At 51.8% G+C, this 12,730-nt stretch carries 15 protein-coding genes; 3 read left to right on the plus strand and 12 right to left on the minus strand.

The window, feature by feature from the left end:
* Positions 1 to 184 precede the first annotated feature (184 nt).
* The gene (gene sodB / locus P2G88_RS13685) at positions 185 to 766 is read right to left on the minus strand and encodes a superoxide dismutase [Fe] (RefSeq protein WP_275796882.1); all 582 of its coding nucleotides are present in this window, start codon (positions 764 to 766) and stop codon (positions 185 to 187) included.
* 419 nt (positions 767 to 1,185) lie between these two features.
* Between sodB and P2G88_RS13690 the strand changes: the two genes are divergently transcribed.
* Positions 1,186 to 1,533, plus strand: a complete 348-nt coding sequence (locus tag P2G88_RS13690) for a Grx4 family monothiol glutaredoxin (protein ID WP_275797100.1) — start codon at positions 1,186 to 1,188, stop codon at positions 1,531 to 1,533.
* A gap of 59 nt (positions 1,534 to 1,592) precedes the next feature.
* On the opposite strand, the gene bfr is transcribed toward P2G88_RS13690, so the two are convergent.
* Together bfr and P2G88_RS13700 are read right to left on the minus strand one after the other, a co-directional pair.
* The gene (gene bfr / locus P2G88_RS13695) at positions 1,593 to 2,066 is read right to left on the minus strand and encodes a bacterioferritin (RefSeq protein ID WP_275796884.1); all 474 of its coding nucleotides are present in this window, start codon (positions 2,064 to 2,066) and stop codon (positions 1,593 to 1,595) included.
* Between the two features lie 107 nt (positions 2,067 to 2,173).
* Entirely contained in the window at positions 2,174 to 2,368 is a 195-nt protein-coding gene (locus P2G88_RS13700) for a bacterioferritin-associated ferredoxin (protein ID WP_275796886.1), read from the minus strand.
* 263 nt (positions 2,369 to 2,631) lie between these two features.
* On the opposite strand from P2G88_RS13700, the gene P2G88_RS13705 reads away from it, so the two are divergent.
* Positions 2,632 to 3,237, plus strand: a complete 606-nt coding sequence (locus tag P2G88_RS13705) for a peroxiredoxin C (RefSeq protein WP_275796888.1) — start codon at positions 2,632 to 2,634, stop codon at positions 3,235 to 3,237.
* Between the two features lie 58 nt (positions 3,238 to 3,295).
* On the opposite strand, the gene P2G88_RS13710 is transcribed toward P2G88_RS13705, so the two are convergent.
* Together P2G88_RS13710 and rnt are read right to left on the minus strand one after the other, a co-directional pair.
* Positions 3,296 to 4,171 carry a universal stress protein gene (locus P2G88_RS13710; protein WP_275796890.1) on the minus strand — a complete coding sequence of 292 codons (876 nt, stop codon included), beginning with the start codon at positions 4,169 to 4,171 and terminating at the stop codon, positions 3,296 to 3,298.
* Between the two features lie 80 nt (positions 4,172 to 4,251).
* The gene (gene rnt / locus P2G88_RS13715) at positions 4,252 to 4,890 is read right to left on the minus strand and encodes a ribonuclease T (RefSeq protein ID WP_275796892.1); all 639 of its coding nucleotides are present in this window, start codon (positions 4,888 to 4,890) and stop codon (positions 4,252 to 4,254) included.
* Positions 4,891 to 5,031: 141 nt separating this feature from the next.
* On the opposite strand from rnt, the gene P2G88_RS13720 reads away from it, so the two are divergent.
* A complete protein-coding gene (locus P2G88_RS13720; RefSeq protein WP_275796894.1) occupies positions 5,032 to 5,895 on the plus strand; it encodes an OmpA family protein in 864 nt (287 codons plus the stop codon).
* Here P2G88_RS13720 and glpQ read toward each other — a convergent pair.
* The 7 genes from glpQ to rsxC are packed head-to-tail and all read right to left on the minus strand — an operon-like array spanning position 5,892 to position 12,729.
* Positions 5,892 to 6,860, minus strand: a complete 969-nt coding sequence (gene glpQ, locus P2G88_RS13725) for a glycerophosphodiester phosphodiesterase (protein ID WP_275796896.1) — start codon at positions 6,858 to 6,860, stop codon at positions 5,892 to 5,894. The two genes, P2G88_RS13720 and glpQ, sit on opposite strands and share 4 nt — an antisense overlap.
* Positions 6,861 to 6,869: 9 nt before the next feature.
* On the minus strand, positions 6,870 to 7,253 hold the full coding sequence (gene gloA / locus P2G88_RS13730; RefSeq protein ID WP_275796898.1) for a lactoylglutathione lyase: 384 nt from the start codon (positions 7,251 to 7,253) through the stop codon (positions 6,870 to 6,872).
* A gap of 42 nt (positions 7,254 to 7,295) precedes the next feature.
* Positions 7,296 to 7,931 (minus strand): endonuclease III, encoded by a 636-nt coding sequence (gene nth, locus P2G88_RS13735; RefSeq protein WP_275796900.1) that lies wholly within the window; start codon positions 7,929 to 7,931, stop codon positions 7,296 to 7,298.
* An 8-nt stretch (positions 7,932 to 7,939) separates the two neighbouring features.
* Positions 7,940 to 8,638, minus strand: coding sequence for an electron transport complex subunit E (locus tag P2G88_RS13740; protein ID WP_275796902.1), 699 nt, complete (start codon positions 8,636 to 8,638; stop codon positions 7,940 to 7,942).
* Positions 8,631 to 9,272, minus strand: coding sequence for an electron transport complex subunit RsxG (gene rsxG, locus P2G88_RS13745; RefSeq protein WP_275796904.1), 642 nt, complete (start codon positions 9,270 to 9,272; stop codon positions 8,631 to 8,633). Before rsxG ends, P2G88_RS13740 begins: the two co-directional genes overlap by 8 nt.
* Positions 9,269 to 10,330 carry an electron transport complex subunit RsxD gene (gene rsxD / locus P2G88_RS13750; protein ID WP_275796906.1) on the minus strand — a complete coding sequence of 354 codons (1,062 nt, stop codon included), beginning with the start codon at positions 10,328 to 10,330 and terminating at the stop codon, positions 9,269 to 9,271. Before rsxD ends, rsxG begins: the two co-directional genes overlap by 4 nt.
* A complete protein-coding gene (gene rsxC, locus P2G88_RS13755) occupies positions 10,327 to 12,729 on the minus strand; it encodes an electron transport complex subunit RsxC (protein WP_275796908.1) in 2,403 nt (800 codons plus the stop codon). Before rsxC ends, rsxD begins: the two co-directional genes overlap by 4 nt.
* Between the last annotated feature and the right edge of the window lies 1 nt (position 12,730).

Raw genomic sequence — 12,730 nt, forward strand, 5'->3', positions numbered from 1 at the left:
CCCTCAATCACGCTTAAGAAAAAATCAGCCGATCCCATCAATAGGTAAGGAGCCACGGAAAACTCACTGGATGGCCCTAAAAAACAAAACCCCACCAAAATGGTGGGGTTTATCATCAATCTGCGCCCCGATGGGGCGTTTTTTTATTTCTGCACTGACCTAAAACGGTCTGGCCTGCATTAGCTTAGCCGAAGTTTTTAGCGGCAAAATCCCAGTTTATCAGGGCCCAGAAGCCTTCCATATACTTAGGACGCAGGTTGCGGTAGTCGATGTAGTAGGCGTGCTCCCACAGATCTACAGTCATCAGCGGTGTGACACCGGCTTCAGTCAGCGGCGTACCAGCGTTGCTGGTATTAACGATATCCAGGCTGCCATCAGCCTTTTTCACCAACCAGGTCCAGCTGGAGCCGAAGTTATTAACGGCCTTGTCGTTAAAAGCTTCTTTGAACGCAGCAAAAGAACCCCATTTGGCGTTGATCGCATCCGCCAGCTTGCCACTTGGCTCACCGCCACCATTTGGGCTCAGGCTGTGCCAGTAGAAGGTGTGGTTCCAAATTTGTGCAGCATTATTGAATACGCCGCCAGAAGAAGTACGAACGATTTCTTCCAGGCTCTTGCCTTCAAACTCGGTACCGGGGATCAAGCCGTTTAGCTTGGTCACATAGGTGTTGTGGTGCTTACCATAATGATATTCCAAGGTTTCAGCGGAAATATGGGGCTCCAATGCATTCTTTTCATAAGGGAGCGGGGGCAGTTCAAAAGCCATAAGGTTCTCCATGTTTTGGTTTAATACAAAGCCGCCTGTGACTCCGGCAGGATTCCGGTGTGGGGCGGCTTTCTGGTCTTATAAATAAATCTTTTGCTTTGTTTATGAGTCTATCATGTATGTGGGGCTTGTCATCGAGAAAACAAGTCATTGCACTTATACCAAGTCTATTAATGATCTGGTCAACTCAGAGCAGGTCAGAAGGGCTTAGGTCAAGGCGCCGCTTGGAAGGCATAGTGGTGTCTATGTCAAAAAGCGGGAACGCAGAGATAAGCCCTTCTGGCCGCTCCTCGCTGAGTGATCACATCATTAATGGACTTGGTATTATAGGCAATAACGAAATGCATTGGGGCAGGCCATTGAAAAAGGGTACAATTGGCCCCACTTTTCGATTAACCGTCCAGCAAGAGGCTTTTACAGTGGAAACATTGGACAAGATCAAACAGCAGATCGCCGAAAACCCCATTCTTATCTATATGAAGGGCTCTCCTAAGCTACCCAGTTGTGGTTTTTCCGCCCAGGCTTCCCAGGCGCTGATGGCCTGTGGTGAGCAGTTTGCCTACGTGGATATTTTGCAAAATCCGGATATCCGCGCCACATTGCCAGGCTTCGCCAATTGGCCTACATTCCCGCAGCTGTGGGTGGAAGGCGAACTGGTTGGGGGTTGTGACATTGTGCTGGAAATGTTCCAACAGGGGGAACTTCAGCCACTGATTAAAGAAGCGGCTGCCCGCGCAAAAGCCGCTAAGGGCGAGGCCAGCGAATAAGCTCTTTCGCATATGAGAAAGGCGCCAATTGGCGCCTTTTTCATATTAGTAAATTTGCCTTATTCGCCATGGATTTGCGACTGGTTGTAGTTTTCAATGCCCAGTTTCTTAATCAGGCTGAGCTGCGTTTCCAGCCAATCCAGATGTTCTTCCTGTTCCTCCAGGGTTTTAGCCAGTAAATCCCGGCTGACGTAATCCTGGACAGACTCGGCATAGGCAATAGCTTCACGCAGATCCGGCAGACATTTATGCTCTAAGGTCATATCGCATTTGAGCATTTCCTCGGTATCTTCGCCGATATGCAATTTGCCCAGATCTTGCAGGTTAGGCAAGCCGTCCAAGAATAAGATGCGCTCGATAAAATCGTCCGCACGCTTCATCTCATCAATGGACTCGTGATATTCGCGATCGGCTAGCTTTTTCAGCCCCCAATCTTTAAACATACGTGAATGGAGAAAGTACTGGTTGATGGCGATCAGTTGGTTGCCGAGGACTTTGTTAAGATGCTTAATAAGTTGCTTATCGCCTTTCATGCAGACAGTTCCTTGCTGGGAGAGTTGTTTTCATTATAGAAAACACTATGCCGGTGGTCCTGTAACAGTGCAAGAAAAGTTGTTTTAGGAGAGAGAAAGCGGGGACGTCAACAGACTTCTTTGAATAAGGATTCGTCGATAATAGTGTTATCTATCACCTGCTGCGCCAATTGGATGCATTTGCCGCATTGACTGCCGACACCCAGGGTTTTGCGAAGGTCGCGCATATTGCCTACGCCCTCATCACGAACCGCCTTGGTTATTTGCTTATCTGTAATGCCATAGCACAGGCAAACGAACATAATGACCACCTCAATAAATCTGTAATGATAATAATTGTTATTTGTCCTTTTGCCAAGAGCGGTGCATACTTTTTCTTCTAAAGGGGGTAGGCAAAGAGACAGGGTCTATGTAATCACCGTCCCGGTATTGTTCAGATACTGGCCAGTTAAGTCGGATTTCCTTCTTAAGCTACTGTGCTCCTGACTATTTTGCTTTACCATGATGCTCTATCATTTCGGCGATTACGCCGTAACTAACGCAATATCAAACAAAGGAGAAGAACATGAGTGTACTCGTTGGTCGTCCCGCCCCTGACTTTACTGCTGCCGCTGTATTGGGCAACGGCGAGATCGTTGAAAGCTACAACCTGATGGAAAACATCAAAGGCAAGAAAGCCGTCATTTTCTTTTATCCGTTGGATTTCACCTTTGTTTGTCCATCTGAGTTGATCGCTTTCGATAAGCGCTATGACGAATTCAAGAAGCGTGGCGTGGAAGTGATTGGTGTGTCTATCGATTCCCATTTCAGCCACAACGCCTGGCGTAACACCCCCGTTAACCAAGGTGGTATCGGTGCGGTCAAATATGCACTGATTGCTGATATCAAGCATGACATCTGCAAGGCTTATGATGTTGAACATCCAGAAGCCGGTGTGGCACTGCGCGGCTCCTTCCTGATTGACGAGCAAGGTATGGTGCGTCATCAGGTCGTCAACGATCTGCCTTTGGGTCGTAACGTTGACGAAATGCTGCGCATGGTGGATGCACTGAACTTCCACGAAGAGCATGGCGAAGTTTGCCCTGCAGGTTGGCAGCAAGGTAAAGAAGGTATGCAGGCAAGCCCAGAAGGGGTTGCCAAGTTCCTGGCCGAGCACAGCCAAGAGCTGTAAGAACAAAGCCATAAAAAAGCCGCGATTGTTCGCGGCTTTTTTATGTCATTTACAGTGCTTAAGGCTGGATGGCCAACGCATCGGTTTTTAACAGTGACAACACTTTCTCTGCTGTATTGCCCAGCAATTGGCCACGCAGGCCCTTTCTGCCCACCGTACCGATAATCACTACCCCGGCATTCACATCTGCTGCCACGCTTGGGATCACCTTCTCCGGCTCGCCAGCCTTGATATGAATCTGTCCTTTGCTAAGCGGATAGTCGCCTCTTAGCTCTTCAATCAGTGGCATTACTTCGCGTTTGGCCTTGCTGGCGGCTTCCTTGGCACTGATGCCGACAATGTCTTTAAGCAATGACGACATGGGTTGGCAATACACCACATGCAATTCACCACCAAAGGCATTGCTCCAGGCGACCGCCGTCTGCAGTAGTTGTTTGTTGAGGGCTTGCTTGGTCTTTAGCTTGCTACCCAGGTCCAAGGCAACCAGGGTGTTTTGCTGTTTCTTCCATTTTTTGTCGGCCACCAATAACACCGGAACCTGGCAGGTGCGCAGCAAATGCCAATCGGTAGGGGTGTAGAACAAGCCCTCACTGCGATGGCCTGTTTTAATGATGAGGTCGTATGCACTGCTCTGACTGTGACTAGTCACCCATCCGGCGATATTTTTCTCCCATACTACCTCACAGGTGACGTTGGCCCCGGTTAACCCCGCGTTTTCCAACTCTTTTTTAAGCCAATCGCTGCGTTTGGCGATAAGGCTATCCTTGATGGCCGTCATCTGCTGTGTGGAAAGACCGCTTATGTGCTTCAGCTGCTCATAAACAAAACTCACCACGTGCACCTGACTATCAAATCCCGTGGCCAGCATCCTGGCCTTGGCTAATGCTTTGGCCTTATTTTTTGGAAGATCGGCAATCACCAACAACTTATTCATTTTTATCACTCACTGAAGAAGATGGCTTAAATGTAGCAGTAATTTTGTGCAATGCGTTGATTTATATCAGCTTTGCCAGATTATGGCGCATCGTCTTCAAGCGGCCATCCACCGAGCAGTTGCCAGCGATTGACCATAAAACAAAAAAGCTCCGCGGTTTTTTCGGCATCATACAAGGCAGAATGGGCTTCGGCCTGATCGAAGCTTATACCGGCAGCGCGACAGGCTTTGACCAGCACCGTTTGTCCCAATGTCAGAGCAGAAAGGCTGGTGGTATCAAAAGACACAAAAGGATGAAAAGGCGTGCGTTTGATACCACAGCGCTCAATGGCGGCGTTGACGAAGCTTTGATCGAACGCGGCGTTGTGCGCCACGATCACCGAGCGCTGACAATCGGCCTCTTTTTGCTGCTTGCGGATGGCCTTGCACAGATTTTTCATCACTTCGGTTTCCGGCAGCGCTCCGCGAAGGGCACAATGGGGGTCGATGCCATTAAACTCCAGCGCTGCACGCTCCAGATTGGCCCCTTCAAAAGGGGTTACATGAAAGTGAATGGTTTGATCCCGTAGCAGCAGGCCACTGCTGTCCATCTTTAATGTGACAGCGGCGATTTCCAACAGAGCATCGGTGTTGGGATTAAATCCGGCCGTTTCCACATCGATTACAACGGGGAAATAGCCTCTGAATCTGTGTTTGAGTTGTGGGGCAGGCGATGTCATCTTAAACTTAAATTGCAAAGGTCGGGGGAGTATATCAAGACCAGGCCAGCTAACGAGTTTTTAATCCCAAAAATGTAGATTGTGACTCAAGGGCGCAGGGAAATTGCCGATATCAGGTAGAGAAAAGTGGATACAGCAATTATGAATAAAATCCTTTGTGCTCTTGTTGCCGCCTGCGTATTTCCGGCCAGCGCCAGCATTCGTCACTATGCGGCCAGTATTGAAACATCAGACTGGAAAATTACCAGTGACAACCGACTGCAATGCACGCTAAAGCATCATGTGCCTGGCTATGGCGATGCGCTGTTTACCAGTATGGCCAGCAAAAAGCTGAATATGGAGTTTGAGTTGGCGATGCAACGCCTGCCCAAGACCTATGACGTGGCTGCCGTATATTCGGTCCCTCCCAGTTGGATGCCGGGGGAGATGCAACGCAAGATCGCAGATATGCCCATTCGTAAGCAATACACGGGGGATCTGCCAGAGCAAACCGCCTGGACCATTTTATCTGAGCTGGAAAAAGGCTTTTGGCCGACCATCTATTACCGTGATTGGTATAACCAGCAAGACAAGGTGGCGGTAGGGCTTAATGCCAGTAACTTTATCAAACAATATCATGCCTTTTCCCAATGTGTGTCTAACCTGCTGCCCTTCAGTTTTGAGGATATTTCCTACTCGGTGCTGAATTACCAAAAGAACAGCGATGAGTTTACCCGTCAATCTGAGAAGAAAATGGCCATGATTGGCGAGTATTTAAAAGAAGACACCGATATCGAGCTGGTGTTGCTGGATGCCTATACCGATAGCTATGGTGGCAGTTGGCACAACGAACAGCTGTCAGTGAAGCGTGCTGAAAAAGTGAAGCGTTTCTTCGAGGAGATGGGTGTGGCCGGTGATCGTATTCAGGTGACTGGACACGGCGAACGTCGTCATATTGCCGCAAATGATGACGAGCTCGCCCGAGAGAAGAACCGCCGGGTGGTGATCAGGATGGCCAAATCCTAAAACGCGGCTTTTGCTTTATCACTGAAATCGGTAAAGACGCCATCCACTGCCAAATCTTCGGCCAGTAGCTGGATCATTTGTGCCCAGCTGGTTTGGCCCGGCAATTGGTCAGCCCTCAGGGTGTAAGGGTGCACTAACAATCCCTTAGCTTTGGCGCGTTGCATCAGGCCGGTAAGCTCGATGCCGTCCTGATGGAAACTGGCCAGTTGCTCTATCCACGGACCAATGCCCTGGGCGATGCTGGCGATCTCGGCGAGCCCTTGCTCACTTTTCAGATAGTCATAATCGCTGTCCGACTCCTGCCAGTCATTCTCACCCAACAGCTGCACCAACTTGACCTTGGCACCCAGTTCTTGGCGCCATCGCTTAAGCTCGGCAAAATCAAAACATTGTACAAAGATCTTGGCGTTGGCATCGTCTAATTGATGCTGACGTAAGATGGCAAGCACAATGGCGCTGATATCCCGCCCTTGCTGTTGATGCCATTTCGGTGATTTGATCTCAGGGTAGAAACCCACGGATTTGTCGCGGCTGCGATTAAGCTCTCGAATAAGGGTTAACTGCTCTTCGAAAGTGGCAATGCGAAACAGTCCGTTACCCTGATAGCGATGGGGAAAGACGGGTACGCCTTTTTCATCGGTGCGTTCATGCACGCGCAGAGTTTTGAGTTCGGCGAGGGTGAAATCCAGCGCATAAAAGCGCCCGTCATCTCTGGCGCGCTCAGGAAAGCGCTGTTCCACATCGGTCACGGTTTCCAAATGGATATCGTGCAGTACCACCGGCACGTTGTCTTTAGACAGCACCAGATCCTGCTCAATATAGTCGGCGCCCTGGCCATGCGCCAAAATAGCGGATTCCAGTGTATGTTCCGGCAAATAGCCCGAAGCACCGCGGTGGGCAATGATATCCATGGCGGACACGCCAGGTATGCCAAGAAGGGCACCCAGCAGCAGTATCAGTCTCATCCTTGTTCCTTACTGACGCTCGATAAGTTCGACGGCGTAACCGTCCGGATCCCTGACAAAAGCTATTACTGTGCTGCCGCCTTTTACCGGTCCCGGCTTGCGATAGACGTCGGCGCCTTTTTGCTCCAGTTGTGCACAGAGCCCGTAAATATCCTCGACACCAATAGCAATGTGACCATAAGCGGTGCCCATCTCATAACTGTCCACATCCCAGTTGTAAGTGAGTTCCAGCACGGTGTGATCGGCTTCATCACCATAGCCGACAAAGGCCAGGGTGTAGCGATATTGCTCGTTGTCACTGCGACGCAGCAGTTTCATGCCAAAGAGGTCGGTATAAAAGGCGATAGAGCGATCCAGATCGCCCACCCTTAACATGGTATGCAGTAATCTCATGCTAGTGTCTCCATAAAAACATCAGCCACTATCTTACCGAGTTTATGTTTCAGTTTTGTCTTTGTATTCGCACAGATCTTCAATCAGGCAGGCACCACAGCGGGGCTTTCTGGCCACACAGACATAACGGCCATGCAGAATTAGCCAGTGATGCACATCTACCTTAAATTCGGCCGGCACCACCTTGAGCAGCTTGTTTTCTACTTCTACCACGTTTTTACCCGGTGCCAGTTTAGTGCGGTTGCTGACCCTGAAAATATGGGTGTCGACAGCAATCGTAGGCCAGCCAAAAGCCGTATTCAGGACCACATTAGCGGTTTTCCGTCCCACACCGGGTAGGGCTTCAAGAGCCTCACGGCTCTCTGGTACCTCACCGCCATGCTGCTCTACCAGAATGCGGCAGGTTTTGAGCACATTCTCGGCTTTTGCATTAAACAGGCCGATGGTTTTGATATACTCCTTCAGACCATCAAGACCCAGGTCCAATATGGCTTGTGGGGTATTGGCTACAGGAAACAACTTGTCTGTGGCTTTATTGACACCCACATCGGTAGCCTGAGCCGAAAGAATGACGGCAATCAGCAGCTCAAAGGGGGTCGAGTAGTTCAGTTCAGTGGTGGGATGGGGATTTTCGGCGCGCAGGCGCGTGAGTATTTCTCGTCTTTTGCTCTGGTTCATGTGCTTTTCTAATTATCTGCTGTCACTCTGATCCGTTGCACGGTCTTTGGCGCCTGGTGTGCCTGCTGCAGCTTTTCCAGTCGTTTGTCCAATATGTTCTTAAGGGCAATCAACAGTCCCATGCCCAGGAAAGCTCCAGGCGGCAAAATTGCCAGCAGAAACTTACTATCCGTCTCAAACAAAGTCAGTGTCAGTGCCTTGGCCCAGTCGCCAAATAAGAATTCGGCACCGTCCAACAAGGTGCCATTGCCAAGCACTTCACGCAGCCCACCTAGGGTCATCAATACCAGGGTAAATCCCATCCCCATCATCAGCCCATCGAAGGCAGCTAATTTAACCGGGTTCTTAGAGGCGTAGGCCTCTGCGCGGCCGATAATGGCACAGTTGGTCACGATCAAGGGAATGAAAATGCCCAGGGCCTGATACAGGGTAAAAGTGAAGGCGTTCATTAATAGCTGCACCACTGTTACAAAGGCGGCAATGATCATCACGAAAATAGGGATACGCACTTCTTTGGGGACGAGGTTGCGTACCAGGGATACAGTGGTATTGGAGCCAATCAGCACCAAGGTGGTCGCCAGGCCCAGTCCCAGGCCATTGATGACGGTACCGGTAACGGCCAGAAGGGGACACAGGCCAAGTAATTGCACCAGTGCTGCGTTGTTTTTCCAAAGGCCCTGCCAGGTCAGTTCTTTAAATTCACTCATTGGACTCTCCGGATGCGCAGGCATTGGGGGCAGCGAACAGCTGCTCTTGATTGGCCATGGCAAATTCTAACGCTTGGCCGACCGCAGAGACCACCGCCCGGGGCGTAATAGTGGCGCCGGTAAATTGATCGAACTGGCCTCCATCCTTTTTTACTGCCCAGCTGGCGCTGTTTTGCGGATCGTATTGCAAGCCATCGAAGCCCTGGATCCAGTCACTGATACGAAGCTCAATCTTATCGCCAAGACCCGGGGTCTCCTGATGTTTCAGCGCCCTGACGCCGCTGATATGGCCACTTACTTCCATGCCCACCAATAACTCGATATTGCCATTGTAGCCATTGGGCGCCACGGCGGAGATGGCCAGGGCCGCAGGTTCGCCCGATAACGTGGCGCGATAGATGGTGCGCGACTGGCGATCTCCCAATTGCGGATCGGATACCTGAACACAATCATGTTCAATGGCGTTATCGTGCAGACGCACAGGCACAATGCTGGCTAATATCGCCTGCAGCTGCTGCTTCTCCTGACTTTGGATAAGCCCGCTGGTGAGCAGGTGGGTCAGGGCTATGATGCCAGTGGTCGCCAAAGCGAAGGCGCCAAGGATGAGACCATTGCGTTTAATGCTTAGGATCATCGGCCTTTACTCCTGTGCCCATAAACCCGGGGACGGGTGTAATAGTCGAGCAGGGGCACGGCCATATTCATGATCACCACAGCAAACGCGATAGCATCAGGGTAACCACCCCAGGTGCGGATGATGACTACCCAAAGGCCGATGAGGGCACCGTAAATCAGGCGACCTTTATTGGTGGTACAGGCGGAAACCGGATCGGTAGCAATAAAAAAGGCGCCGAGCATGGTGCCGCCGCTAAAAAGATGAAACCAGACGCTGGCAAAGGTATCGGCACTTGATAGGTGCAGTGCGCCAGCGCAGAGCCCGATAGCAGCTAGCATACTGACAGGAATGTGCCAGTTAATGGCTTTGGCCTTAAGCAATACCAGGCCACCGGCCAGGTAGGCCATATTGACCCAGAACCAGCCGATACCCGCTTCTCCTTCAAAGGCCGGCTTGGCTATCGCCTCATCAAAGGTGATACCCCGGCCAAGTGCCGTTTTGACACTATCCAGGGGCGTGGCCATGGTAAAGCCGTCGGCGGTGGCTCTTAACTGCTCCAGACTGTACCCTTCGGTAGTAAAACCGGTGAAGATGACGCTGAGCGCATCCCACAAACTATAGTCCTGCATGGTCAGCGATTGTGGCGGCAACCAGGCGGTCATGGCCACCGGGAAAGACACCAACAGCATCACATAAGCTGCCATGGCGGGATTAAATAAGTTAAAGCCCAGGCCGCCATAAAGCTGCTTCACTACCGCGATGGCAAAAAATGCGCCGATGGCCGTCACCCACCAGGGTGCAAGGGGCGGTAAGCACAGGGCTAACAATAAGGCTGTCAGCAGGGCGCTGCAATCGGCAACAGCACGTTCGAAATCCCGTTTACGGAGCTCCAGGATAGCGATTTCCGTGACCAGGGCCACGGCGGCGGCGATACAAAACTGAACCAGTGTGCCCCAACCAAAAAACCAAATTTGTGCGGCAAAACCCGGTACTGCACAGTAGCAGACCAGACGCATTAAATCGCCGGTGCTGCGCTGGGTACGCTGGTGAGGGGAACTGGCTACCCTGAAGCTCATGAATCTGTTTTGTCCTGTTGTTTACGTTGTTTGGCCTTGGCGATGGCCGCCGCGACACGGCGTTTCTTGTCCTCTTCTGAGGACAAGGCTGGCGCTGTTGTCTGAGGCTCGGATTTGGTAATGGCCTCTTGCTCCTGAGCTGGGGACTCAGCATCCGATGTTTTAGCTGCAGCCCTGGCCTTGGCTTTGGCAATGGCTGCCGCCACTTTGGCTTGCTTGTCATTGGCCGCTGCATCGGCATCACTGGTTTTCATCGGTGCCGTTTTCTTGGCGCGTTGATGAGTCTTGGGCGCCCCTTGGTCGGCTGCGGGCTTCTCTTCGCTGTCTTTGACGACAGTACTGCGCTGTGCGCCAGCCCTTTCCTGTGCTTTCGCCTTTGCCCTGGCAACGGCGGCGGCCACTTTCGCCTGTTTGTCATCGTCAGCCGCGGCAGATTCCGGCTCTGCTTTCATCGAAGAAGAGGGGGCAGACTCGCTTGGCTCTGATTCGCCTGATTTTGCTGCTTTGGCCTTGGCTCTGGCCACGGTCGCTGCAATCTTGGCTTGCTTACTTTCTGCTTCGTTTGTTTCCTGTTTCTGTGCTGGAGCTGCGGCTGTTGCAGCAGTGGGGGCCTGCTTTGCTGCCGCCCTGGCTTTGGCTCTCGCTACGGCGGCGGCTACTTTAGCCTTTTGCTCATTCTCAGTGGTAGATGAGTTGGACGCGCTCTCTGGTTGTGCATCTGGCTCAGCAATCGGAGCTTGTTCGTCACTTGGTGTCTGGCCTTTAGCCGCAGCCTTGGCTTTAGCGCGGGCGAGGGCTGCGGCCACTTTGGCTTTATTGTCCTGGGCTGCCGTCTCTGCTCCATCGCTGGCATTTTCCTGGCGCTTCGCTTTGGCTCTTGCCAATGCTTCAGCGACGCTGGCTTTGGGGGTAACGCTTTGATTATCCATGGCCTGGCGCCTGGCCTCAGCGGCTTTTTGGTGACGTGCTTCGCGCTCTGCTCTTTCCTGCTCAAGGCGCGCCTTACGGGCTTCAAAGCGCTCACGGGCCTTATCCGCTTTGTGTTTTTCCTCTTCCTGCGCGCGGATTTCGGCTTTGGCTACCCTGTAGTAATGTACCAACGGAATTTCACTGGGGCACACATAGGCGCAGGCACCGCATTCAATGCAGTCAAAAAGTTGGTAGTCCTGTGCCTTATCCAGTTCCTTGGCTTTACTATGCCAATAGAGTTGTTGAGGCAACAAGCTGGCCGGACAGGCATCGGCACAAGCACTGCAGCGAATGCAGGGCTGTTCCCCCTGTCCCTGGGGCATTTCAAAGTCGGTCGGGGCAAGAATACAGTTGGTGATTTTGACCACTGGCACTTGTTCACTGGCCAGGTTAAAGCCCATCATCGGGCCTCCCATGATCAAGCGCTGATGCGCCTGACGCTCGCCATGATACTGGGCATAGTCGAGCAGATGAGACACTGGGGTGCCAAGTAGCGCCCAAACGTTTCCGGGTCTGTCCATGGTTTGACCGGTCAGGGTGACAACCCTCTGAATAAGGGGTTTGCCAGCAAAAATCGCATCGGCAATAGCATAGCAGGTACCAACGTTCTGCATGATCACGCCGACGTCGATTGGCAAGCCTTTACTCGGCACTTCGCGTCCGGTCAGTATTTGAATCAACTGCTTTTCACCACCGGCAGGGTATTTGGTTTCTACCTTGCAGATCACATAGTCAGGGTTTTCCTGACAGGCCACCTGCATGGCCTCGATGGCCTGGGGTTTGTTGTCCTCGATAGCAATCAACACATACTTGGGTTGTAGCAGGTGACAGATAACGTCAATGCCTTGCCTTATTTGCCAGGCATGTTCACGCATCAACCTATCGTCGGCGCTGATATAGGGCTCGCACTCGATACCGTTGATGATCAGAAACTCGGCATCTTTCTTCGGCGCCACTTTAATATGGGTGGGGAAACCAGCTCCTCCCATGCCACTGATACCCGCATCACATAAGGCCTGTACTACCATGGCTTTTGGATGCTGCTGATAATCTGTCATCGGTGACAGTGGCTGCCAGCGATCCAGGCCATCGGTGGTGATCTCAACGGTCATTTCCGCCAAGCCGGAAGGATGTGCGGAAACGTGCGGGCCGATGGCAGTGATCTCACCGGAACTTGGAGCATGCACCGGTACTGCAAAAGGATTCATACTGCGGGTAAGAGGCTGACCTTTTAGGACCTTATCACCGAGCTTGACGGCAATCTGGCCCTCGACCCCTATGTGTTGTTTGACCGTGACATAGAGTTTTTCCGGCACTGGCATACGCGCGATTGGGGTCTGGTTGGACAATTCCTTGCGCTGTGGAGGGTACACCCCACCTGGAAAATCGGAAAAACGGCCCTGGCGAATTCTGTCTATCAGAGAATGCATC

This window comes from Aliiglaciecola sp. CAU 1673 (assembly GCF_029223185.1).
In the GTDB taxonomy this organism is placed as follows: Bacteria; Pseudomonadota; Gammaproteobacteria; order Enterobacterales; family Alteromonadaceae; genus Bowmanella.

Bases quoted from the DNA above. Each gene is read 5' to 3' on its own strand.
- sodB (WP_275796882.1), bottom strand. From the start codon at position 766: ATGGCTTTTGAACTGCCCCCGCTCCCTTATGAAAAGAATGCATTGGAG.
- bfr (WP_275796884.1), bottom strand. From the start codon at position 2,066: ATGAAAGGCGATAAGCAACTTATTAAGCATCTTAACAAAGTCCTCGGC.
- P2G88_RS13700 (WP_275796886.1), bottom strand. From the start codon at position 2,368: ATGTTCGTTTGCCTGTGCTATGGCATTACAGATAAGCAAATAACCAAG.
- P2G88_RS13705 (WP_275796888.1), top strand. From the start codon at position 2,632: ATGAGTGTACTCGTTGGTCGTCCCGCCCCTGACTTTACTGCTGCCGCT.
- P2G88_RS13710 (WP_275796890.1), bottom strand. From the start codon at position 4,171: ATGAATAAGTTGTTGGTGATTGCCGATCTTCCAAAAAATAAGGCCAAA.
- rnt (WP_275796892.1), bottom strand. From the start codon at position 4,890: ATGACATCGCCTGCCCCACAACTCAAACACAGATTCAGAGGCTATTTC.
- P2G88_RS13720 (WP_275796894.1), top strand. From the start codon at position 5,032: ATGAATAAAATCCTTTGTGCTCTTGTTGCCGCCTGCGTATTTCCGGCC.
- glpQ (WP_275796896.1), bottom strand. From the start codon at position 6,860: ATGAGACTGATACTGCTGCTGGGTGCCCTTCTTGGCATACCTGGCGTG.
- gloA (WP_275796898.1), bottom strand. From the start codon at position 7,253: ATGAGATTACTGCATACCATGTTAAGGGTGGGCGATCTGGATCGCTCT.
- nth (WP_275796900.1), bottom strand. From the start codon at position 7,931: ATGAACCAGAGCAAAAGACGAGAAATACTCACGCGCCTGCGCGCCGAA.
- P2G88_RS13740 (WP_275796902.1), bottom strand. From the start codon at position 8,638: ATGAGTGAATTTAAAGAACTGACCTGGCAGGGCCTTTGGAAAAACAAC.
- rsxG (WP_275796904.1), bottom strand. From the start codon at position 9,272: ATGATCCTAAGCATTAAACGCAATGGTCTCATCCTTGGCGCCTTCGCT.
- rsxD (WP_275796906.1), bottom strand. From the start codon at position 10,330: ATGAGCTTCAGGGTAGCCAGTTCCCCTCACCAGCGTACCCAGCGCAGC.
- rsxC (WP_275796908.1), bottom strand. From the start codon at position 12,729: ATGCATTCTCTGATAGACAGAATTCGCCAGGGCCGTTTTTCCGATTTT.